Raw genomic sequence first — 22,254 nt, 5'->3', positions numbered from 1 at the left:
GAGATGAGCAAGGATTGCTTAGTTGGCGAAGGATTCGCCGGCGTGGTAGGGAGACGCGGGGAGGAAAGCGTAGTGAGGCACGGAGCTGGGAAACGCAAGGAAGCAATTCCCTGGTCGCTGAGCGACCGCAGTCGATTCGATCGAAGGTGCATGGAAGCGCAGCGATCGGCGTCGACGATGCCATTTAGAGAGGAGTCTGGTCCTTCTCTCGGGCAATTCAGGAATGGACGCCAATAGGATTGAATCGCGATGAGCCGGGCAAGCTGGTTGCAGAAGATCTACTGGAATTACCTCGGTAAACCAGTACAAGAGCGAGCACTATTCAAAGTTCTGCTTGAGAATTCTATTAGCTCGATTCTGGAGATTGGAGTTGGAGATGGGTCCCGCATGAAGCGGATCGCCCAATTAGTGCAATTGTCGCCTGGGTGCGAACAACTGCGTTATATCGGTACGGATGAATTCGAATCGGCCAGTGATGGTCTGCATTTGAGTTTGAAGCAAGCTCACCAACTGGCTAGTCAGTTGGGCTTTAAAGCATCACTGATCCCAGGTGATGCTCCGGCGGCTTTGCCGCGAGTGGCTCACAAACTAGGTGCAGCGGATTTAGTATTGGTTAACGGAGGAATCGACCTTTTGCATCCGTGCTCCGGTGGAGTCGGAATCTGGTTGAATCGAGTCGCACACGACGAGACGATTATCTTGGCCTGCCAGGAAATCGGTGAAGAGCTGGTCCATGTCGATTCCCGCAACATGGAACTTCCCTCTCGCATTGCCGCCTAAGTTCGCGAAAACGTGTAGGCGGAGCTAGGCAATCCTCGACCCCAATCAAAATCGTGAGCTCAGAACCCGCATTCTAGCTCACGTTTTTTTATGCGCTGCCGCGACTAACGATCCACGGTCGCTCCAGGTTCTCCAACGCGTGCCCAACCTCCCCTGGAGGCTATTCCTCTTCAGTCTGCTGGAACCCGAAGAGGCGGCGAGTCGCATTCGCCCTTTCTGCATGGGTGGCTATGATATTGAGGAGTTGTATTGCCTCATCCACTGCGTGCCTGCCATTTCCACTCCCGCCCCCATCGTTGAACTGAACGGCTGAATCGGTATGAATGTTCGCGTCCTCGTGCTGGAGCCCTTTGGTGGTGGATCGCACGCGGCGTTCTATCGGCAATGGAGCCAGTTTAGTGACCATCGCTTCCACATTCTGGAATTGCCGGCCGTTCACTGGAAGTGGAGGTCTCGCCATAGTTCGCTCACTCTGGCGGAATACGCAAACCAGGCGGTGGAGGAGGGCCAAACGTTCGACATCATCTTTGCTAGCGAAATGCTGCACGTGGCGGAATGGCGAGGCTTCGCATGTGAATCGCTCCGCAAATTGCCAGTAGTCACCTACTTCCATGAAAATCAATTCACCTACCCAATCGCTGAATCCCAGGCGCGAGATTTCCATTTCGCCTACAGCAATCTTCTGACGGCGGTAGCCGCCGACCAGGTTTGGTTCAATTCGGCCTACCATCGCGATGAGTTTCTCGCTGCGGCTCTGGCTTGGCTCCGCAGAATGCCCGATTTCAAACATGTCGATCAGTTTCGCGCTGCGATTGGCAAATCCAAGATATGTCCGCCTGGTATCACCGCGCCAGCAATTCCCGCCGCTCCAATCAGTCCTTCCGACGCCCACGTCGCCGGCAGGGCGGCATCCCAAGCTACCGGTGTTACGCTGGGCTGGGTGGCTCGCTGGGAACACGACAAAGCACCTGAAAACTTTGTGGCCGCCATCGAAATCCTGGTGGCCGAAGGGCTCGATTTCCAGCTCTGTTTACTGGGCCAACAATTTCAGCGAACGCCCCCCAGCCTGCACCGACTGCAGGAGCTCGCCGGCGCGAGGCTCATCCACTGCGGCTATGCGGAATCGCGGGATACCTATTGGCGTCACCTGCATACAATGGACATCGTGGTGTCGACGGCGATTCATGAATTTTTTGGGATTGGGATCTTGGAAGCAACCTTGGCCGGTGCACGCCCCTTGCTTCCCAATCGCTTGGCCTATCCTGAGGTGTTTGATCTGGAACATTATCCAGAGCGAGCACACCTGTTCTACGATGGATCGGTTGGCCAGCTGACCGAACGGCTACGCGAGTGGATTCTTTCCGGTGTGCGCAACACCCCAGCTAGCCCGTTGACTCAGTGGGTGAGGGACCATTACGCCTGGAGTGCTCTGGCCGGACAATATGACCAGGCGCTTACAGAGCTGGTGGCCGCACACCGGTAAACCGGCAAGTTTCTTGACTCGGGTACTTGCAGAATTCGGGTACGCGACGTTCTCTCCCGTTTTCAGGGCAGGCAGTTCCGCGTTCGTCGGTGGCGGCTGCTGAGGATGCCAGCAGCGCGAAATCATACCGGCTCCGCCGCGGGGGAATCGCCTCGCCAGCGGCTGAGAACATACAGCGCGAGCAATCCCAGCAAGCAATAGGCAAGAGTAACTGCCATTCCCGCTTGCAAGCCTTGCGAGTTGCCAATCACTCCTACGCTCCAGGAACCAAGCGCACCTCCAATGCCGGCGGCTGTAAAGAGCAACCCCAAGAGGGAACCGATATTCTGTTGATACAACTTGGAGACGGAGGCGGTGACCGTAGGAAAGACAATTGAAAGAAAGAATCCCGAAAGAGGTAACGCGCCTATCCAACGATCACTTCCAAACAATCCTGCCGCGATGCACAGGCTGCCCCCTCCCAGAGCGAGGCCTACCATGCGAAAGTACCCGATGCGTTCAACAGCAAAACTACCGAGCAGGCGTCCCAACATCAACATCACGAAAAATCCGGAGAGGTAGAGGGAGGCGTGGGCAACAGTCATGTCGCGGTTTTGATGCAAGTATTCGACTAACCATGCTGCTAAACCGAGTTCTACCGCAACATAAGATGCCAGTAGCACGTAATACCACCCCATGCGTGGCGAAAATCCAATCCGAAGTGTCTCTTGCCAGCTCCAACGGCCGGCGGCTGTACCAGACGGCGCCTTGGAATCGGGCTCGGACGGAGTGTGACTGCTAAGTTGGCTCAGACAGAAAATTGTGGGCAGAATCACGACCAACCCCAGACTGCAACCATAGATATCCTGCCAAGAAAACTCCCACGTCACCAGTGTGGCAGCGTAGAGCGGAACCAAGAGGGAGCCAACTCCATGGCAGGTCGCCAGCAAATTGAGATAGCGAGCGCGATTCACTGTGTAGAGCTCGACCATCAGGCTGTTTCCCCCTACTTCAATGGCTCCTAAGCCAAAGCCAATCATCCCCATGGATGCCAGGATCGCACCAAAGTTCGCTCCTGAGAAGCTGAGTGCAGCGACTCCCAGCAGCAGACTCAGGCCGGCACTCAATAAAACTCCGCGGCTACCAAGCCAGTCGGCCATCACGCCGGTGAGAAGAGTGGCAGCGATAAACCCTAGGTAGCCACTCAGTACAATTGTCCCACCCTGGCTGTAGTTAAGTGTTTCTGCCCGGAGTATCTCAGGCAGCAGTGGCCCCTTGAGATTGTCCATGAAGCCGAAGATGAAAAAAGAAAAGAAACCACCCGCGGTCAAGAATTTTCTGGAGGCGAACATGGTGTCGTTTTCTAAAGTAGCAAGTGCGTCCAAGAGGCAAAACGAACGCAAGCGAAAGGGTGGGGAACTGGCAATTGCACAAGCGGTCTTCTACCTGAGGTTGAGTTAAACGGTCCCTCGAATAATTGAGTTCGCGTTCCAGGTATAATCGGAGCTTTGGCAGGAAACATAACTTAGGTTGAACCGCAAAGATGATCAATCACTCTAAATCCCGCAGTCCCGCCGGAAAGATGCTGTGGCTGGCATTCGTCCTAACCACTTGCTCGATGTTTTCGCATGCTTTGCGGGCAGAGGACTGGCTCAGCGTGGGAGGAGATCGCGGGGCCATGAGGTTCTCTCCCGCGCAAGCGATCACGGTGGATAACGTAAACTCCTTGGAATTGGCTTGGGAGTTTAAGACCGGGGAATTGGCAGAGGGCACAGCGCGGATCATGGAATGCACGCCGATTGTAATCGACGGTGTCATGTACTTTACGTCCGGGAAACTGAAAGTCTTTGCCCTGGATGCCGCGACCGGAACCGAGCTTTGGAAATTTGATCCCTTTGCCAATGGACCAACCACCTATCCACTCGCATCCGGAGGCGTTAATCGCGGCGTCGCCTATTGGAGTGACGGTGTATTGGGAGGGAGGCGCCGCATCTTTCATGGAACCTCCGATGGACGACTCTTCTGCTTGGATGCGGCAACGGGGGAATTGGATCAAGATTTCGCCGCAGGTGGGGTAAAGGATCTGAGAGAAGATTTAGAAATGGATCTTTCGCAGATGGGCTACGGTCCAACCTCCGCTCCGGCAATTTTGGACGACCTAGTAATCGTCGGCTTTTCCTGTGGCGAAGGACCAGGACCGGCAGCGCCTGGCGACATTCGAGCCTTTGATGCCTATACGGGGGCGCAGCGTTGGCGATTTCACACCGTTCCTCGACCGGGCGAGTTTGGTAACGAGACTTGGGCTGGCGATTCGTGGGACCAACGCGGCGCTGCGAATGCATGGGGTGGCTACAGCATCGATACCCAGCGTGGACTGGTCTTCGCGGGACTCGGCTCAGCTGCGTTTGACTTCTACGGTGGCGATCGACATGGTGAAAACCTATTTGCCAATTGCACCATCGCGCTCAATGGCCGAACCGGCGAACGCGTGTGGCACTTCCAAACACTGCACCACGATCTGTGGGACCACGATTTACCGACTAATCCCAACCTCGTTACGGTCGAACACGGGGGGAAACGGATTGACGCAGTCGCCCAAGTAACGAAGACGGGGTATGTCTTTCTGCTGGACCGCGTGACAGGAGAACCGCTATTCGAGGTTCGTGAAGAGCCCGTCCCAGCATCAGATGTTCCGGGTGAAATGGCTTGGCCCACACAACCCATTCCCGTAAAGCCTCCCCCTTTTACTCAGCTAGAAATGACCACGGATAACGCCACCAATATTGGTGCAGAAAATCGTGCGTCCGTCCTCAAGCAGTTGGAGGGGCTGCGGAGTGGTCCAGATTTCAATCCACCGAGCTTGCAGGGAACAGTCGTGATGCCCGGATTTCATGGTGGGGCGACTTGGTCCGGCGCCTCGTTCGATCCAAGCAGCGGGTACTTGTTCGTCAACTCAAACAACCAACCCAACATCGTTACCCTGGTGGAACAGCCTCAAAATGCCAGGAGTCCCTACCGCATTACGGGTTACCACAAATTTTTAGACCACGAAGGCTACCCCGCAATCGAACCGCCATGGGGACAGCTAACCGCTATCGACCTCAACCTCGGTGAGATCGTGTGGCAGGTGCCCTTGGGCGAATACCCTGAGCTGACGGCCCGCGGTATCCCGCCTACCGGCACGGAGAACTTTGGTGGAACGATTGTAACCGCCGGCGGCTTGGTCTTCATTGCCGGCACGCGAGATGAAATGTTTCGAGCATTCGACAAGGAGACGGGACGTGAATTGTGGAAAACCAAACTGCCCGCTGGGGGCTATGCCACGCCTTCAACCTACTCCGTTGCGGGGCGGCAGTATGTCGTCATTCCGGCGAGCGGAGGTGGCAAGCTAAAAACACCCACCGCTGATTCCATCATGGTCTATGCCTTGCCCCAATAGAGCTCGTATCAAGGATTCATCCCCGGAACGCTTTGTACTGGCAAAGTATACGGACCGCATGCTTTGATGAGTAAGTCCAGCGAGAACGCCGTACACAAGTGCTAACATCCAGTGGCTCGCAGCTGTCGCGCGTAAAGGGCCTGCACTCCTCGCTCCGCGCCCCCGTTAGGTCGTAGACTGCCCGCGTGGCTCCGCCTCCCTCGCCAGTCTTAGCTGGCGGTGCCTGAGGCTTTGCGACACGTAGCGACTTTGGGTAGCAGTCGCATTGGTGACTTTGGAGGGCCTGTGGGGCCGTAGAGCAGAGTTCTTCGTGGTCTAAGATGACTCCCCCCCTCTGGAAGAACGCTTCGAAACCCAGCGATTGCGGAGCGACCACCGCTTATGCACTGTCGCGAACTTTCTTGAAAGTGGATCATTTTGCTGCAGCATTCTTAGACCAAGTGGTATTCCGCTGCACTTGCTAGCTCGGTCCTAATTGGGGAACAGAGGGGCCTCCCCCTCGAACTAATCCCAGGTTTCACCTTGGCAATGGTTGTGCGGGAGACGATTCGCGACCAGGAATGAAGAGATTCCCTCCAACGTCCTGCGAGTGGCATCGGAATTGCGTTTCAGCCGAGGCGGGTCACCAGGCATCGGTGAGCCAGTCGCACCTCTCCCCTTCAAGGATTTGAACGCAATGAAAATCGCCTCCGTTGTCTTATCGTTGACCAGCTGTGTGTTGCTGATCAGCCCGACGTCGCACTCCCAAGCTGCCGATTCAGAGCTTCGATCCGGCCCCGTGGAAGTAGCGTTGTTCGATGCCATGGAGCAGCAGTCGATCAGCGTCCGCTATATTCCTGCCGATTCGGCTTCGGCGCAGGTCATCATCAAGAATGAATCCGAAGAGGACATGCTTATTGCCCTGCCTCGAACTTTTGCCGCCGTGCCAGTACTCGCGCAGTTGGGGATCGGGCAAGCAGCCAGACCATTCGGTGGCGGGCAACTGGCCGGAGGTGGCCTAGGTCTTGGTGGACAGGGGGCTGCTGGTGGACAGGGGGCAGGGGGTGGACAAGGTGTTGGAGGAGGCTTTGGAAACATCGGTGGTGCCATCGGGGCCGGTGCAGGCTTCCAGCCTGGGGGCGGCGGTCTCGGTCAGCCAGGTGCTGGAGTTGGGCTCTTCCGTCTGGAGGCGCATAAAACAAAACGCATCCGCGTGGCCAGTGTCTGCTTGGAACATGGAAAGCCCGAACCAACGCCCCGCATGAAATATCAACTCATTCCCTTGGAACGGTTAACGGACGAGCCTGCCATCGAGCGAGTTTGCCAGCACCTAGGCAGGCAAACCGTTTCTCAGACTGTTGCGCAAGCGGCGGCGTGGCACCTAGCCAATGACCTCACTTGGGACACCATGGCCCGCATGAACCGTGTCGAATCGAAATACACCGGAAATGAAGCCTACTTCCAACCGAAAGACCTCCAGCTGGCAGCCGAGTTCGTGCGCTATGCCCGGCAGGAGAGCCAGCCGCGCACCCCCAGTCATAGCGTCGGCGCCTACCTACCTAAACAGGGGAGCACCGCGCCGCTGAGCGTGGATTGAGCAGCTCGAATTGCCTCAATTCAATAGCTAGCAATTTGAATGCTTCGGGAAAGATGAAGCGCTCAGGCATTATTTGCCGATAGGTGAATTAGTACCGTTGGTTGACGCGACATGCACTCCCGTCAGCTGGTTATCTTCCTTCGCCGCAATTCAGTCAGCTTGCCACGTCATGAGTCATCCTATTCGCCTATGCTTGGTCCTTCACAATCATCAACCGATCGGCAACTTTGGGGATGTGATTGAGCAAGCCTATCAGGACAGCTACCTTCCATTTCTCGACGTCTTGGAGGAGTACGACTCGCTGCAAATTTCGCTGCACACGTCGGGTCCCTTGATGCTGTGGTTGGCAGAACACCATCCCGAATACGTGCAACGTCTCCGCAGCTTGGTTGCAGCCAAGCGCATTGAGATCTTGGGGGGCCCGTTCTACGAACCGATCCTGCCCATGCTTCCGGGCAGGGACCGGGTTGGACAGATCGTGAACTACGGTAGTTATCTTAGCGAGACATTTTCAACAACCGTCCAAGGGATGTGGATGCCCGAGCGGGTTTGGGAGAGTGCGTTAACGGCTGATATCGTGCGGTCAGGCATTCGCTACACGGTCCTCGACGACTTTCATTTCAAGGCTGCTGGGTGGAATGAGGAGCAGCTGACCGGCTGCTTTACCACCGAGGAGAATGGGAGCGTCCTCAGGGTCTTTCCAGGCAGCGAACGGCTGAGGTACCTCATTCCGTTTGCACCAGTCCACGACGTGATCGAATACTGCCGACAGACTGCCAAGAAAAACCCTGGCGCAACGCTAGTCTTTGGTGACGACGGTGAGAAATTTGGCACCTGGCCGGACACCAAAGCGCACGTCTATGAGCGAGGTTGGCTGCGTCGGTTTTTTGACGCGCTCGTTGAGAATCAACAGTGGCTTCAAACCCGGACACTCGCCTCGGCAGTGGAGCAGCAGCCGCCGATCGGGAAGGTCTACCTGCCTGACTGTAGCTATCGGGAAATGACGGAATGGGCGTTACCCGCCCAACAGCAAGAGCTCTACCAAGAGGTGGTCCATGACTTGGTCCAGCATCCCAAATGGGACTCTATTTCCCAATTCCTGCGTGGCGGAAACTGGCGAAACTTTAAGGTTCGCTATGCGGAAGCCAATGAAATGTACGCAAGGATGATGGAGGTAAGTCGCAATCTGGAAGACGCGCGGCATACTTCGGGAGACTCGGAGCTTCTGGGGAGAATCGAAGATCATCTGTATCGCGGTCAATGCAATTGCCCCTACTGGCACGGGGCCTTTGGTGGGATCTACCTCCCCCACCTACGCAATGCAATCTACTCGGAGCTGATTGCCGCAGACAACCTGCTGGAGTATCTGGAGCATGGCAAGGCGAGCTGGGTGGCGGCCACGACGGAGGACTACAACTTCGATCTCCGCCCGGAAGTCCGCTTGGCCAATGAGCATTTTGCAGCTTACATCGCGCCCTCGAGTGGCGGCATGTTGTATGAATTAGACGTGCGAGCCAACCAACAAAACATTCTGGCCACACTCCAACGTCGGCCCGAAGCCTACCATCGGCAGGTCCTCCAAGGAAACATGGCATCAGAGGGCGAAGGGGGAAGCATTCACGACCGAGTTGTATTTAAGCAAGATGGTCTCGATCAGCGTTTGCAGTATGACGCCTTCCCACGCAAGAGCTTCCTAGAGCACTTCTATGACAATGACGTTTCCTGCACTGCGGTCGCGACCGGAGGGGCGATGGAACGGGGAGACTTTGTGGCCCAGCCTTACGAGGCGAAGTTGCGCCGGGCTGCTACTAAAGTTCAATTGCAGTTGAGCCGCGACGGCAACGCGTGGGGCATCCCAATTCGCATCACCAAGGCTCTCACGGTTGAGGCAGGGAGCACGACGATCGAGGTGGCTTATCTCCTTGAAGGACTGCCGCGAGATCGCCAGCTTCACTTGGCGTTGGAGTGGAACTTCTCGGGAATGCCAGCCGGGGCAGACGATCGCTTCTTCTACGACGCTTCGGGCCAGAGCCTTGGGCACTTGGGAACCTATCTCGATCTAACGAACTTCTCGGCCATCGGGCTCATCGACCAATGGCAAGGGATGGATGTTTCCATCGGCTTCAATCGCCCTACAGCATTGTGGACCTTCCCCGTCGAAACCGTAAGCCAGAGCGAAGCAGGTTTTGAACTCGTGCATCAATCGGTATGCGTCATGCCTCACTGGTTGGTTCAGGGGGACGCGGAAGGCAAATGGACCGCCCAAATGCAGTTGGCAATTAAACAGGGTCACCAGCCCAGCAACCTTGCCGAGCAAGTTGTACAAAATTTTGCCATGGCGTAGACCCTCCGCGGAAACGGTCTCCGCGGAGCAACGTTATCGGCATTCTGCTGGTCAGAAGCCGACGCGAAATGCCATAGCTAAACGCTGACATCCGAGACTACTCAGGGAGCGCATTCTGAGAGTACACGAGGGCCGTGTAGGGGCCGATGGAAAGCTTTCCGGAGGCAGGGTACCCGTCGCTTGGATGCGCGACCGCTTCGAGATCCGCAGAGGGATGGTTGGAGAAACCCGCGGAATAATGGTTCGAATCGGTGCTCAAACGTAGGGTCCATGTACCGGGATGGGGCAAACCGATTTCATACGCGTCCCAAGTTCGGTTTGCAAAATTGATCACCACAACGACATCGTCAGTAGCTCCTCCCTCTTTCCAACGATGGTAGCTCAGCACTTTATCACCGTCATTCACGTGATGAACATTAATGTGTTGGCCACACAATCCTCCCGTGGTGCTTTCACGGTTGAGTCTGAGCGCAATTAGGTCGCGATAAAGCCGAACGATGCCGGAATATTCGGTGGCCTGCTCCCAATCGAGTGGCACCTGATCATCAAACCAATCTCCCTGCAGAAACTCTTGCCCCTGAAACAGCATGGGAATGCCAGGTGCGGTCAGTACTAAGGCCGCCCCTAAGGTCGAGCGTTTCTTTGCAAACCAATCGCCAGGATCGTCTGGTGATATCTCTTCCGGGACACGCGCTTTCCCATTGGCGACTTCGTCGTGGGATTCGGTATAGACGATGCGTTCAAACGCATCCTGATTGTAGCGATGGTACAGAGCATCGCGGACAGACCACATTGAACGCTGGTCGTCGTGAGGCACAATCAACGCATTGCGGATCGGATGAACAAAGCCGGCATCCCATTGCGCACCAAAACCGGCACCTCCAACGTCCGTAGGCCGGGTAAGGTAATCGTTGTTCTGCAGATCTTCCGCGATGGTGAGACGTCCAGGATACTTCGCCTGAATTTCCCGATTAATCCACTGAGTGAGTCCCCAACCCTCAGGAATCTCCGTGTCTCCGTTGCTATCGACCGAGCGGATATAAAGCGTCATATCGAAGCGGAGACCGTCCATCCGATAGTCTTCCAACCACATCATCGCGTTGTCGAAAATGAATTGGCGGACTTCTCCGCGGCCGTAGTCTGGGCGAGTATCCCCCCATGGGGTCGCAGCTCTCCAATCGTTGTAGAAGTAGATCCCGCCTAGGCCATTGTCGCTCCAGCCATCGAATTGCCACAGGTCGGTATCACTGGGGCCAAAATGATTGTAAACAACATCCAGGATGACCGCGAATCCGCGTGCATGTGCTTGCTTCACGAACTCCTTTAGCTCAATGGGGCCACCGTACGCGCTCTCGACTGCAAAGATGTGCGCCGGATTGTAGCCCCATGAGATGTCACCGGCGAATTCGGCCAAAGGCATAAGCTGGATGGCGTTAACGCCAAGTTTAGTAAGGTGCCCAAAATGCTTCTCGATGCTATCGAAGTCGGCATTCTGGTCGCCGACTTCTTCCGTTTTCCTGCCAAAAGTGCCCACATGCATTTCATAGATCACCAATTCATTCCACGCGGGCAAGGTGAAGTCGTCCTCTCCCCAGTCAAAATCGGGTTGGTGGACAACTGAGCTTCCCACCGAATTGGTGACTTGCCGGGCATAGGGGTCGATCTTCTCCAACACCTGCTCACCATTCTGGAGTAGGAACTTGTATTCATCGCCGATCTTGGCCTCTGCACAATTGATGTACCAATATCCGTGGGACTCAGCCTCCATCACAGGCGAAGTGTGCGACCAATCATTAAAGGTTCCAATCACGCGCACAGAATCGGCGTGCGGCGCCCAGACTCGAAACGCAACTCCCCGCTCATGCGGGATTGCCCCCATCCCTGCGACCGTATCCACATTGCTGACTGTCATGGATGAATTTACTGCGTTCATAATTTGGACTTGAATAAATTGATAGTTCGAGGGCTGAAACGGAAGAAGCCGCTGCGAATCCCATTCGTGATTCACAGCGGCGAGAAAACCTGCGGACGCACTGCACAGTGCGGGCCTTTCTATAAACACTGACTCAGTAAGCTATCACCGGTCGCCATCCACTTCCACTTTGACGCCGTTGCGGTTTACATCCACATCAACGCCTGAAGCACGATCGCGACGCGGCATTTGCACGCCGTAACGTCGATTCAATTCTTGGGTGAATTTGCGATCGGCAAAGTTCGGCCAGCTCTCTTCATCGAATCCCTGAGCACCTTCCAATTGCTCGGGCGTCACGTCCAGGATAAGCGTAGTGTCATGGGTCCCATCAGTAGCCGGCTGGCAACGGAAAGCTCCGAAAGGCACGGCGAACATCTTGTTGCCAATCCCGAGGAAGCCGCCATAAGTTACGGCCAAGTAATTGATTTTTCCCGTTCGGGAATCCATGACCAAATCGCTAACTTCACCAACACTCTCTCCTTGTGCGTTTTGGATATTCATTCCCATCAACTTGCTGGCCCGCACGTTGACACCCGGAGCCTTGCGATCGAGGTCGCCTGCCCCCTGGACCGCTTGATTCGCACCGCGCTGACGCTGTCGAATGTCCGGGGCACCATCTTGAGCCACGGCCGGGCTCACGCACAACACGCTCAGCCCACACAGTGCTACCGGAAACCATACACCAAACCTGTTTACCGAAATATTCATCTGTCATTTCCTTCATCTTAAAGTATTTGGATTAGCGAAGCCTGGTTCGGGGTGCTCGGCCTGACCTTTTACCATCGGATTCCTGCGTTCTCACCCGAGACGCGCCGCGATTGAAATACCGATTCCCCCTATCGCTAGCGGAGCTGTCCTATCGAGCAGCACTGCCCCCTTCGCCGACTTCTTAACTTCTTAACTGGTGACTGAGTTAGCAGCTGCAGGACTTCTCAAACTCTTGCACCTGTTTCTCTGCCTCCTCTTTGGCGATACCGTATCGCTCCTGAACCTTGCCAACCAGCTCAGCCCGCTTCCCGTCGATTACGTTGAGTTCATCCTCAGTCAACTTGCCCCACTTCTGCTGAATCTGACCTTTGGTCTGCTTCAACTTACCTTCGATTTGGTCCCAATTCATCTCATGGTCTCCTTTTCCAAGACATCTTTGATGCGTTCGACACTTCTCGAACATCCATGAGTGAAAGGAGGATGCAAGCGTCATGCCAATCCAGTGTGTAAAGTCGATTCCACAATGCAAGTTATCAAGAACAGCAGATTCACTCAGCACGCGATAATCACTGAGATGCATCACTACCCAGGATGCACTCGCGTTGCGCAGATTGCTTGCCAGTGCTGGCTGACATTCAGCCAAGCTGCCCTATTTCCGATCAAAACCAAGGGTGCTGAACCAAATACCACCGAAGCAAACGGTCGTGTAGTAACTGGGCATGCCCGCCTAGAACGCGAGTGGCGGCGGTGGTAGCATTCGGCTCGTGCAAATCGACTGAACAGCCAGGCGATGGAAAAGATGCGAGCGATCCACAGGCCAGCGTATTACTGCCACGACTGTTGAAGAGCGTCCCCGGCCAGCCGAGCGAATCGGCGAAGGGCAAGGCTCGGAAGATGCGCGAGCCCCAGAAATTGCATGGGAAGGTTGCAGGTATTCAATGGCTGAATGCGATGCAACTCGCCTCCCATTGCAAGCAAGGTAGTACTTCCCCACGCAACTCTAGACGGCGTGGGGCTGTGTCCGTTTGAAAAGAGCGACTGCCCAATGCTTGCGATGCAAGTTGATTAGAAGTCACAACCTCGAACAAACAGCAGGATAATGACGATCGGGAGAGGCAAACCAATGAGCCAGGCGATGCACCCGTATTTGATCTTTCCCGCGCGTTTAGAAATTGGAACCCTCATAATCTTAATCCTTTAAACCCTCGAAGCTGGTAAAACAGGGGAAGGGAGTAAGCCAGTGGCCTACTCCGCAATTCTTCTTTCCAGACGGCCCATCAACCACAACACGAGCACGGCACCTAGTGCGGTACCGGTCGCCAGCACGACGTGGTCGGTTGCGACTGCAATGCCAATCCCCGCCGTGATAAATATGGAAGCAGCCGTGGTCAGCCCCTCGACTCTCTGGCCTCTCTCGTGAATGATCGTGCCTGCCCCAAGGAAGCTGATGCCGACCACGATGGCCTGGATAACCCGAATTGGATCAGCACTCACGTGTTGCTGATTCTGCTCGACGAATTTCTGCACGGCCGAGTCGCTCAGCAGTATGAGCAATGCAGCCCCTGCACTTACAAACAGGTGAGTCCGCAAGCCAGCTGGTTTCCCAGAGAGTTCTCGTTCGGCGCCCACAATTGCACCTAACGCCCCCGCAAGGACGACAGTCCCCAGCAGCCAAAGATCGGCAATCATATGCAACGCCCTTTCATACCAGTGGAATACGTCCGGGCGAGTCCGGCTACAATGGTGATCCGCTAACCGGACGCCCCAGTCGGCAGACTCAGATGCGACGCAAGTGAACCTCGGAGAGCACATGGTAGGCGTCGGCGTTCGCTGCCGGTCGCCTACACTCAGTGCTGCAGATCAATCATCTTTGCTTTCGATTGCATCAGCCTTAGCTTCCCCCACTCGTTCAACCGCATCAGCCTTGCGTTCCCCGGCAGATTCGAGTTTGTCTGCTGCCCGTTCGCCCGTTTCCGATTCCGCGGCACCAGTCCAGGTCTTGCCGTCCGCTTCTCGCACCTGGTCTGCTGCTGCATTGTGCCCATCCCGGATAACATCTGCTTGATGCTGAGTGGCGTCGCGGACGTCGTCCGCCTTCTCATCCAGGTAGCTATCGTTACAACCCACGGCCGTCAGAACCCCAAGCAAACTCATACTAATTAGATACTTACGCATCGCTTCACTCCAAACAAAAAGGTGTTCCTCTTGAACCGCGAAACTAGATCACAGTTCTACTCTCAACTGTCTCCGGTTAAGCAATGCATGCGGTGTGCCAAATCGCAGCTTTACAGACGACGACATCGTTCTCCACATAAGAAAGCAAGCATCTGCAGGAAGCACTGCTTAGAACTTGACAGTATTTACGCTGGCGAAACACATTAAGTTTTTAGGTATAGAGACCAGTGAATAGCCCTCTCCGGTAATCGAACGCGTGTTCCAGCTAGCCAGATCTTCGTCCGTCCTAGGGGGCTCTGTGGCAGAACAGACACCATGGCACTGTCTGCGAGAGTGGCAGTATGCGCGGTTGGCAACCACTTCATGCGTCTCACACCTGCGAGAGCACACAGCCCATCCACAGCCCGGGATACAATGCTCGCCAGCGAAAGGGCTGTGAGCTAGGGTGGTGGCCCCTAGCTTGTCGGCACCCCAATGCGCGGTACAAGGCTGAGCACTCTGCAAGAGAATGAAAACTCTGCATCCCGCAGGTGGTTCCTCACAAGATCGGCGGCCTGAGATTCAATCCGTAACGCGACTGTACAGCAACTGCTGTACAGAGTCGACTGCCTCCGCGCGTTCACGCGGCTGAACGCGCGACAACCGAAAGGTGTGTGAGATGCCCACCCAAGAATACCCCCTCCCGCTCCCAGGCTGACTGGCGGATGGATTACGTCAACATCCTCGCTGCGCCATCCGCCACCTGCCGAAATAGGCGTTAACTTACGACATGCGGTTCTGCTGCGTGCGGTCTCTTTGCATGCGTTGGTCGACCAGTTCTTGTTGATAACAACAGTGGCCATACAGGCCATGAGGAGCAGATTTAAGAGCGAGTGGAAGTGGCTGCGCGCGGGAGGGCATTGGTTGTAGAGTTGCCTTGTCTCGGGGCCCGACTCCTGCGGAGTGGCCAATTCACGCAACAACGCAAAGCGAGACGCAACTCATCGCTAGGCCCAGGCGACCATGTGGGGAAGATGAAGAGGCGCCATGGTGAACACAGCGAGATAACCACGGAACCGGGCTGGCTGCGATCTTGAAGCGAGGCAAGCTGGAGCGAACGCTACACGCGAATTTCAGGCGATGGACTCCTGAATGAGCCCCGTGCAGGCTGCCCCGCGAGCAGGCCGACATGGTGCATGGTGATTGGTGATTGGCGTCACGCGCTAGACGCTTGGCAGACGAACGCCTTATTGCCCCTGCAGCTTTTCACTTCTCGGAGCCAGCGATTCAATTTGCTGCAAGAGCATTTGAAAGTCAACCGGTTTGGCGTGGTAACCGTCGCAGCCCGACGCGTTCGCACGAGCTTCGTCTCCCGGTAGTGAGTAGGCGGTCAACGCGATGATTGGAATCCTGCGAACCAAAGGGTCGCGCTTGATCTGGCAGCAAGCCTCCCAACCGTCTAATTCTGGCATGTTCATATCCATCAATATAACAAGTGGATGCGCCGACTTAGCAAGCTGCACCGCCTCGAGGCCGTTTTTCGCGGCTAGGACGCTAAACCCAAATTCTTTGAGCCGAATGATCATCAGCTCTCGCAAATCATCATTATCGTCCGCAACCAGGATGGTCGACATCCAAAACACTCCAGTCTAAGTAACTTGGCTGCCCTCCAACACAGCTCGACGCGTCTCACGATCCAACCGGGTTGGCCCAATTGGGTCGGACGGCTGACTCTGGTTCCCCACCAACCTTCGATACAAGTGCTGGAGTTCAACGGTGCGGAGCCGGGGGGCGAGCTTAAAAAAGGGGGGGGGGCTACACACGTTTTGCAAGGTAAACGATGAGCAAAATAACTAAAACAGTGCCTAAAAGACCTCCGCCAATATACATACGATCTCTCCGATAAACAGATTGCTAATAAAGCTTTAAGCCCGCGTGGGGCGTGCCTTCGTTCTGGAGTTATCAGAGATAGCACTTCATGTGCCATGACTACGGAGAATTAAGGAAACATTCGCGAATGTTGGGGACGAAGGGACCGAGTCGCCTGAAAACCTCCGCGTCTTAGAGAGCAGCGAGATAGCACGCTTCCCAGACGCCACGGAGGTGATACTCCCCTATGGTTGATCAGCAACCACCTCGAGTCATGGAAGCGCGAAGCCGTAGTGAGCGATGCTTCAGACGGGATGCACTGGCGGCCAGAAGAACGGTGTTGAAGCTCAGCACCAAGCCAATACTTTCCTAGTCACCGCGTTTGGGTGCGGGTTTGGCGCCCTTGGCCTTCTTGCGAGCGGCGGCTCGTTGACTGTTTACGATTTCCTTGCGTGCGCCCTGAATGGAGCGATTCCGGTTCGGATTGTCCGCTTGCCCCGTCATTTCATAGAGAAATCGACTAGCGAATGTATCTCTCGGCTTGCCCCATTTCATGCGTTGCAATGGCAAGCAGAGTGTCAGCTCATCTTGAGCCCGTGTCACCCCCACGTAGCACAGACGTCTCTCTTCTTCGACATCATCGTAGTTTTCAGCCAAGGAGCGTCGGTGCGGCAAAATCCCCTCTTCCATGCCGACCATATAGACGATCGGAAATTCCAACCCTTTAGCACTATGGTAGGTCATGAGAGAAACGGCATTGCGCTGCTGTTCCTTTTCTTTGGGACTTCCAAACTCCTTACCCGCCAAGGCCACGTTGTCCAGAAAGCCCGATAGGGTCGGCTCTTTGGCCTCTCCTTCAAACTCAGCAACTGCATTGATGACTTCTTCGACTGAAGCTTGACGCGTTTGCACCTCTTCGGGAGTGGGGTAGCTGCGTTCAATGGCCCCCATGTAGTCGAGGTTGTAGACTAAATCGCGCAGCGCATCAGCCAAGGTTGCGCCAGGCTCCGCATGACGCGCTTTGAAACGCGCAACGATAGATTGCAGACGTTCGACGCCCCGCTTTGCCGGTTCGGGGAAACGGCTAACAAAGTCTCGATTGTGCATGGTCTCCCACATTGAATGGCCGTTGGCAACGGCATCTGCTAGCAGGTTCTCCACCGTTTTCGCACCGATCCCACGCTGCGGATAGTTAATAATCCGCAGCAGCGCGACTTCATCCTTGGGGTTATCGATCATCTTCATATAGCTCAGCAGGTCGCGCACCTCCTTGCGATCGAAGAACGATTGACTACCGACCAGCGAGTACGGAACTTGAGCTTTCCGTAGTTCGGTTTCAAAGACGCGAGGCTGCTCGTTGGTGCGGAAAAGAATCGCAAAATCGCGAGCCTCTCGCTTGTGACTTTCTAAGATGCGTTGGATCTCTTCGGTAACGCCGCGAGCCTCCTCCACGTCGTTCTTAAACTGCAGCACGCGCGGTGCAGCCCCTCCGGCACGGGCCGGTTTGAGAACTTTATCATGCCGCGTCTTGTTGAACGCAATCAAGCGATTCGCGAGCGTCAGGATTGCCGTCGTGCTGCGATAGTTGGCTTCCAATCGCACCACCTTCGCGTCTTGCCAATCATTTCGAAAATTCAAAATGTGCTGGACTTCGGCTCCACGCCAACCGTAAATCGATTGATCGTCGTCCCCCACGACGCAAAGATTGCGGTGACCTGCTGCGAGCGACTGGATGATTGCGTACTGGGTCTGATTGGTGTCCTGGTATTCGTCGACCAACACATGGTCGTAACGTCCCGCCTCTTCCTGGCGAGCTTCAGGATAATCAATGAAAAGCTGCTCGGTCAGCAGCAAGAGATCGTCAAAGTCCATCGCCCCCGCCAGCTTGATCGCTTGCTGATAACGTCGATATCCACTGGCAGCCATATGCTCGGCGTCGCTCCGCGCCAATTCTCCAGCCTGCTCCGGCCGAACGCCCGCATTCTTCCAACGACTAACGTGCGATAGGAAATCCCCCGGTTTGAGGATGCCAGCAGAAACCCGCAGCTGCCGTAGAACCTCCCGTGCGGTCGATTCCTGATCCCCTCGGTCGTAGATTGCAAATTTGGTGGGGTAGCCCAGTTTAGGGGCGTGACGCCGGAGGATCTGGACGCAATTCGAGTGGAATGTGCCGATGACTGGCGTAGGCGGCTTCTGCTCCCCCCGTCGGAGGCGGCGACGGGGGCCGAGCATGAGCCCGATCCGTTCTCGCATTTCTTTAGCAGCTTTATTGGTAAAAGTTACTGCTAAGATGCGGTCGGGACGGATTCCGTGCCGAATGAGGTTAGCAATGCGGAAAGTTACGACGCGCGTCTTCCCCGATCCCGCGCCGGCCAATACCAGCATGGGGCCCTTGAGCGTTTGTACAGCTTCTTGCTGTTCTGGATTGAGGCCGTTCGACATGCTGGAATCGTATCGCGACCAGCTGGATTCGCCAGGGGGGAGAATTTGGTGTTGCGAAAGTTCGCCAGGCCCCTAGAATCTCAACTCTTCGTGGAATCGATGCCTAGATTGCATTTCGTCTTTTTGGTATCCTAATTTTCCGCAACAAACACACACAAAAAATTTCAAACAGATTGCGTCAGATGCTGGTTCCCTGATGGGTGGCCGATCTTTGGACGCAGAGCAGTTTCTATTTGTACAGGTAAATAGGGCTTTAAGCCATGAAAGTTGTTTCCTCGATCGGCGCTCTTAAATTTCGTCACCCTGATTGCCAGGTTGTGCGGCGTCGTGGTCGTATCTACGTAATTTGCAAAAGCAATCCTCGCTTCAAGGTCCGCCAGGGCGGTGCCAAGGTTCGCAAGAAAAAACGCTAGAGCCAGCGGTTGCTTGAGCGGCCTCCGCAGTCCAGTTAACGGTTGAATGTGGTTTAACATCAAAACCCCACGCCCGTCTGCTGCTCGAGTTTGAACGGTCGCCCCCAAGGCCCCAAAATGGCTAAGCCTGGGGTTGATTACGCCCCATTTGCCAATTCCTATCAAACCCAGACCAGCGATGGTCTGGGTTTTTTCGTGCCTTGGCATCAAGGCACACGCGGACCACGCCCCCCCCCCCCACACACAACAACTCCCCCCCCACAAAAATATCTAAAAGGTGCCACCCATCTTTCCCTGAAATTGCAAAGCTAGCAATTGGGGATAGATGGGTGGCACCTATCGGGACGAAGGCTAGCAATGGGAGGTAGGTGGACGATCGGGGATAGGTGGGTGGCACCTAATGGACGCGGGGGCTGCTCTCGTTGGAAATCTGTCCAAGATTCCGTACTTGACCGCGAATGTGATAGAATTGGTGACTGGGTGATAGTGCTGGCACAAGGTCTTGCGTGGGGCCTAACTGGGTTGACCAACGGCCAGGTCAACTTGCCAGTTCTCCCGCCCAGATGCTCCGTCAATTTCCACAACTTCCCGCGGTACGCCGAGGGCTGACTCCAACGACAGGTCGCCGCCAGCTTGGATTCTCCATTGCCACACTCCAGCCCTATCGAGCCCGACGATCCGCTAGATGAAATGGAGGTCGAGCGTGCCTTGGCTGAGTACATGCAGAAGAGCGATGCGGGCGAGTTGACAGACCGCGAGTCGTTTCTTGCGCTCCATCCAACTCTACGCAGCCAGTTGGCTGAGTTACTAGAGGCCGCCGACTGGATCGAACGCTTGGCTGGGCCGACTTTTCTTGAGCAGCCTCCCACTCGGGAAGTGCCTGCCAGCGATCATGGGCCAGGCAACGCGAAGCAGGCCCCAGAGGTAACCCAGGCGTCAGCAGAGCAGGAAGAGACGCTGCCACTCCACAATTTCTGGGCTGCCGGAATCCCATCCCTTCCGGCCGAGTCGGATCACCATCGTGACGCGGAGCGGCAGACGTTGCCAGGGAAGGGGAAGTCGGCCGATTTTTCCGTAAACGATCAACCAGCGACAGGCGGCGCCCGCCCTCAACCACTACTGTTTGATACTCAGAATCCACCGCGTCCCGCAGCAACTGGGCCACTGCAGATCGAGCTCGCGCAGCCCAAGCTTCCCTGTCAGTTTGGGGATTATGTCTTGGAGCGAGTTCTGGGATGCGGCGGAATGGGGGTCGTCTACTTCGGGAGGCAAACGCGCCTCGATCGTCCGGTTGCTATCAAGACAATTCGCTCTGGGGCGCTTGCCAGCCAAGAGGAAGTCCTCAGATTCTACGCAGAAGCGCGCAGCGCCGCCCGGTTGGACCATCCCTGCATCGTCACGGTTCATCAATGCGGTGAGCATGAGGGCCATCGCTACTTCTCGATGGACTACGTTGCCGGCTCCGACTTATCGAAAATGCTGAACGAGGGCAGGATCGATTGCAAGCGAGCTGCACGGTACGTCCGTGACGCCGCTCGCGCCATCCAATACGCCCACGACCGTGGCGTGGTCCACCGTGACTTGAAACCTGCCAATGTGCTGGTCGACGAAAACGATGCAGTACGGATCACCGACTTCGGTTTGGCGAAAACGATTGACAACGAAGCTGGGCTAACTGCTACCGGAGCCACACTTGGGACGCCGAGCTACATGTCGCCCGAACAAGCCGCGGGCAACCAAGACGAACAGAACCACGCGACAGACATCTACTCGTTGGGAGCGGTGCTGTACACGATCGTGACTGGCAGCCCCCCTTTCAAGGCGGCGAACGTCATGCAGACGATGTTCCAAGTCATCCACCGTCCGGCCCCGAAGGCTAGCAACGTGGCAGACGGCGTGGATGATGAGATTGCCACGATCATCGATGTTTGCCTGCAAAAGTCTCCGGAACGCCGCTACCGAAGCGCAGCGGCTTTGGCCGATGACCTCGACCGCTATTTGCAGGGATTGCCGATTCACGCCCGCCCGCTTTCGCGCGTCCGTCGCGCGTGGTACTGGCTGCTGGGAGTGCCTATCGTCGGCGCAATATTGGACAACCGCGTGGTAGAACCCACGGACGCTCACCGCTGGGTTCAACGCGGTTTAATTTCAGTCGCAATGCTCATGCTGGCAGCTTCGATGCTGTGGGTAATCCCCTCCAGTGTTTGGTTCAAAAATCGCATTCCGAGCAAGGTGGCAGTAGCCTCTGGGGCTGCAGGCGGGAGCTACGAGCAACTGGCGACTGTGATTAGTGACATGTTGGTGAATTCCACCAAGACCCAAACGAGAATCGTGCCCTCCGCAGGCTCGTCGGACAATCTTGGCAAGCTGGAGCGAGGCGAAGTGGATTTGGCAATCCTGCAAGCGGACGCCGTGGACTCAGGTGCTATCGCTGTCGTAGCCCCACTCTATTTCGAAGTGGTACATGTTCTAGTGCGTGCCGATTCAGACTTAACCAAGCTATCGGAATTCGGGCATCACCGAATTGCAGTGGGTGATCAAATGGCCGGTTCACAGAGCGTAGCCAAGCTGCTGCTGCAGCATGCCGGCGTGAACCTTGCAGACGTTGAACTGGACGAATCGCAGTGGCAACACCTCGCAAGCGAACTGCCCCAGGAGCAATTGCAGTGCGACGCAGCGATCGTCGTGTCACGCGTTGGAGGGTCGGAGATCAAATATTTCCTCAATAGTGGATTTCGATTCCTGCCCATTTCGAACGCTTGGCAGTTTGCCTTGGATGAGCCGAGCTTTCGCCCGTACATCGTCAGCGCAGAACACTACCCCGACCGACAGATTTCGGCAGACGGAGTTGCGACCGTCGCCACACCGGCCTACCTAGCGGCACGGGACGACGCACCTGCAGCGCTGGTTCAAGCGGTACTAAGGAGCCTGTTTACGCCGGAAGTCGTGGCTCAGACGGGGATCTTTTCAGCAAACCATGCCGCGCACTGGCAAGGCATTGCATGGCATCCCGCCGCGCGTGAGTTCTTCGGCCCTTACCGAGGGAGCATCCCCGTGAAGGAACCACTCCGGTAACACCCTCCACGAACAACCAA

16 protein-coding genes are annotated in these 22,254 nt (G+C 55.8%); 8 read left to right on the top strand and 8 right to left on the bottom strand.

What is annotated here, in order from left to right; translation table 11 throughout:
- The first annotated feature begins 249 nt into the window (after positions 1-249).
- The 3 genes from Q31a_RS06630 to Q31a_RS06625 all read left to right on the top strand — a co-directional run bounded on the left by Q31a_RS06630 (position 250) and on the right by Q31a_RS06625 (position 2,263).
- A complete protein-coding gene (locus Q31a_RS06630; RefSeq protein WP_145075762.1) occupies positions 250-780 on the top strand; it encodes a class I SAM-dependent methyltransferase in 531 nt (176 codons plus the stop codon).
- 139 nt (positions 781-919) lie between these two features.
- Complete coding sequence (locus tag Q31a_RS29985; RefSeq protein ID WP_197356340.1) at positions 920-1,093, top strand: hypothetical protein; 174 nt, start codon at positions 920-922, stop codon at positions 1,091-1,093.
- A gap of 6 nt (positions 1,094-1,099) precedes the next feature.
- Entirely contained in the window at positions 1,100-2,263 is a 1,164-nt protein-coding gene (locus Q31a_RS06625) for a tRNA-queuosine alpha-mannosyltransferase domain-containing protein (protein ID WP_145075759.1), read from the top strand.
- A gap of 122 nt (positions 2,264-2,385) precedes the next feature.
- Here Q31a_RS06625 and Q31a_RS06620 read toward each other — a convergent pair whose 3' ends face one another.
- Complete coding sequence (locus Q31a_RS06620) at positions 2,386-3,594, bottom strand: MFS transporter (RefSeq protein ID WP_145075757.1); 1,209 nt, start codon at positions 3,592-3,594, stop codon at positions 2,386-2,388.
- A 191-nt stretch (positions 3,595-3,785) separates the two neighbouring features.
- Here Q31a_RS06620 and Q31a_RS06615 point away from each other — a divergent pair, with 191 nt between their 5' ends.
- The 3 genes from Q31a_RS06615 to Q31a_RS06605 all read left to right on the top strand — a co-directional run bounded on the left by Q31a_RS06615 (position 3,786) and on the right by Q31a_RS06605 (position 9,601).
- Positions 3,786-5,681 carry a pyrroloquinoline quinone-dependent dehydrogenase gene (locus Q31a_RS06615; protein WP_197356338.1) on the top strand — a complete coding sequence of 632 codons (1,896 nt, stop codon included), beginning with the start codon at positions 3,786-3,788 and terminating at the stop codon, positions 5,679-5,681.
- A 676-nt stretch (positions 5,682-6,357) separates the two neighbouring features.
- Positions 6,358-7,257, top strand: a complete 900-nt coding sequence (locus Q31a_RS06610) for a hypothetical protein (protein ID WP_145075754.1) — start codon at positions 6,358-6,360, stop codon at positions 7,255-7,257.
- Positions 7,258-7,426: 169 nt separating this feature from the next.
- On the top strand, positions 7,427-9,601 hold the full coding sequence (locus Q31a_RS06605) for an alpha-amylase/4-alpha-glucanotransferase domain-containing protein (protein ID WP_145075751.1): 2,175 nt from the start codon (positions 7,427-7,429) through the stop codon (positions 9,599-9,601).
- Between the two features lie 97 nt (positions 9,602-9,698).
- Here the strand turns inward: Q31a_RS06605 and Q31a_RS06600 are convergent, their stop codons facing one another.
- The 7 genes from Q31a_RS06600 to Q31a_RS06565 all read right to left on the bottom strand — a co-directional run bounded on the left by Q31a_RS06600 (position 9,699) and on the right by Q31a_RS06565 (position 18,746).
- Complete coding sequence (locus Q31a_RS06600) at positions 9,699-11,513, bottom strand: alpha-amylase family glycosyl hydrolase (RefSeq protein WP_231691091.1); 1,815 nt, start codon at positions 11,511-11,513, stop codon at positions 9,699-9,701.
- Positions 11,514-11,678: 165 nt separating this feature from the next.
- Entirely contained in the window at positions 11,679-12,281 is a 603-nt protein-coding gene (locus Q31a_RS06595) for a PRC-barrel domain-containing protein (RefSeq protein ID WP_145075748.1), read from the bottom strand.
- Positions 12,282-12,486: 205 nt separating this feature from the next.
- A complete protein-coding gene (locus tag Q31a_RS06590; protein ID WP_145075745.1) occupies positions 12,487-12,690 on the bottom strand; it encodes a CsbD family protein in 204 nt (67 codons plus the stop codon).
- An 836-nt stretch (positions 12,691-13,526) separates the two neighbouring features.
- Positions 13,527-13,970 (bottom strand): MgtC/SapB family protein, encoded by a 444-nt coding sequence (locus Q31a_RS06585; protein ID WP_145075743.1) that lies wholly within the window; start codon positions 13,968-13,970, stop codon positions 13,527-13,529.
- 171 nt (positions 13,971-14,141) lie between these two features.
- On the bottom strand, positions 14,142-14,456 hold the full coding sequence (locus Q31a_RS06580; protein ID WP_145075740.1) for a hypothetical protein: 315 nt from the start codon (positions 14,454-14,456) through the stop codon (positions 14,142-14,144).
- Positions 14,457-15,682: 1,226 nt separating this feature from the next.
- Positions 15,683-16,069 (bottom strand): response regulator, encoded by a 387-nt coding sequence (locus tag Q31a_RS06575; RefSeq protein WP_145075737.1) that lies wholly within the window; start codon positions 16,067-16,069, stop codon positions 15,683-15,685.
- A gap of 604 nt (positions 16,070-16,673) precedes the next feature.
- Positions 16,674-18,746 (bottom strand): ATP-dependent helicase, encoded by a 2,073-nt coding sequence (locus Q31a_RS06565; protein ID WP_145075734.1) that lies wholly within the window; start codon positions 18,744-18,746, stop codon positions 16,674-16,676.
- Between the two features lie 260 nt (positions 18,747-19,006).
- Between Q31a_RS06565 and ykgO the strand changes: the two genes are divergently transcribed.
- Positions 19,007-19,159, top strand: coding sequence for a type B 50S ribosomal protein L36 (gene ykgO, locus Q31a_RS06560; RefSeq protein WP_145075731.1), 153 nt, complete (start codon positions 19,007-19,009; stop codon positions 19,157-19,159).
- A gap of 645 nt (positions 19,160-19,804) precedes the next feature.
- The gene (locus Q31a_RS06555; protein WP_197356336.1) at positions 19,805-22,234 is read left to right on the top strand and encodes a serine/threonine-protein kinase; all 2,430 of its coding nucleotides are present in this window, start codon (positions 19,805-19,807) and stop codon (positions 22,232-22,234) included.
- Positions 22,235-22,254: the final 20 nt, after the last annotated feature.

Origin of the sequence: Aureliella helgolandensis (assembly GCF_007752135.1) — a bacterium.
GTDB classification, from domain to species: Bacteria; Planctomycetota; Planctomycetia; order Pirellulales; family Pirellulaceae; genus Aureliella; species Aureliella helgolandensis.
This window is presented reverse-complemented; position numbering and strand designations above follow the sequence as displayed.

Bases quoted from the DNA above. Each gene is read 5' to 3' on its own strand.
- Q31a_RS06630 (WP_145075762.1), top strand. From the start codon at position 250: ATGAGCCGGGCAAGCTGGTTGCAGAAGATCTACTGGAATTACCTCGGT.
- Q31a_RS06625 (WP_145075759.1), top strand. From the start codon at position 1,100: ATGAATGTTCGCGTCCTCGTGCTGGAGCCCTTTGGTGGTGGATCGCAC.
- Q31a_RS06620 (WP_145075757.1), bottom strand. From the start codon at position 3,594: ATGTTCGCCTCCAGAAAATTCTTGACCGCGGGTGGTTTCTTTTCTTTT.
- Q31a_RS06615 (WP_197356338.1), top strand. From the start codon at position 3,786: ATGATCAATCACTCTAAATCCCGCAGTCCCGCCGGAAAGATGCTGTGG.
- Q31a_RS06610 (WP_145075754.1), top strand. From the start codon at position 6,358: ATGAAAATCGCCTCCGTTGTCTTATCGTTGACCAGCTGTGTGTTGCTG.
- Q31a_RS06605 (WP_145075751.1), top strand. From the start codon at position 7,427: ATGAGTCATCCTATTCGCCTATGCTTGGTCCTTCACAATCATCAACCG.
- Q31a_RS06600 (WP_231691091.1), bottom strand. From the start codon at position 11,513: ATGACAGTCAGCAATGTGGATACGGTCGCAGGGATGGGGGCAATCCCG.
- Q31a_RS06595 (WP_145075748.1), bottom strand. From the start codon at position 12,281: ATGAATATTTCGGTAAACAGGTTTGGTGTATGGTTTCCGGTAGCACTG.
- Q31a_RS06590 (WP_145075745.1), bottom strand. From the start codon at position 12,690: ATGAATTGGGACCAAATCGAAGGTAAGTTGAAGCAGACCAAAGGTCAG.
- Q31a_RS06585 (WP_145075743.1), bottom strand. From the start codon at position 13,970: ATGATTGCCGATCTTTGGCTGCTGGGGACTGTCGTCCTTGCGGGGGCG.
- Q31a_RS06580 (WP_145075740.1), bottom strand. From the start codon at position 14,456: ATGCGTAAGTATCTAATTAGTATGAGTTTGCTTGGGGTTCTGACGGCC.
- Q31a_RS06575 (WP_145075737.1), bottom strand. From the start codon at position 16,069: ATGTCGACCATCCTGGTTGCGGACGATAATGATGATTTGCGAGAGCTG.
- Q31a_RS06565 (WP_145075734.1), bottom strand. From the start codon at position 18,746: ATGTCGAACGGCCTCAATCCAGAACAGCAAGAAGCTGTACAAACGCTC.
- ykgO (WP_145075731.1), top strand. From the start codon at position 19,007: ATGAAAGTTGTTTCCTCGATCGGCGCTCTTAAATTTCGTCACCCTGAT.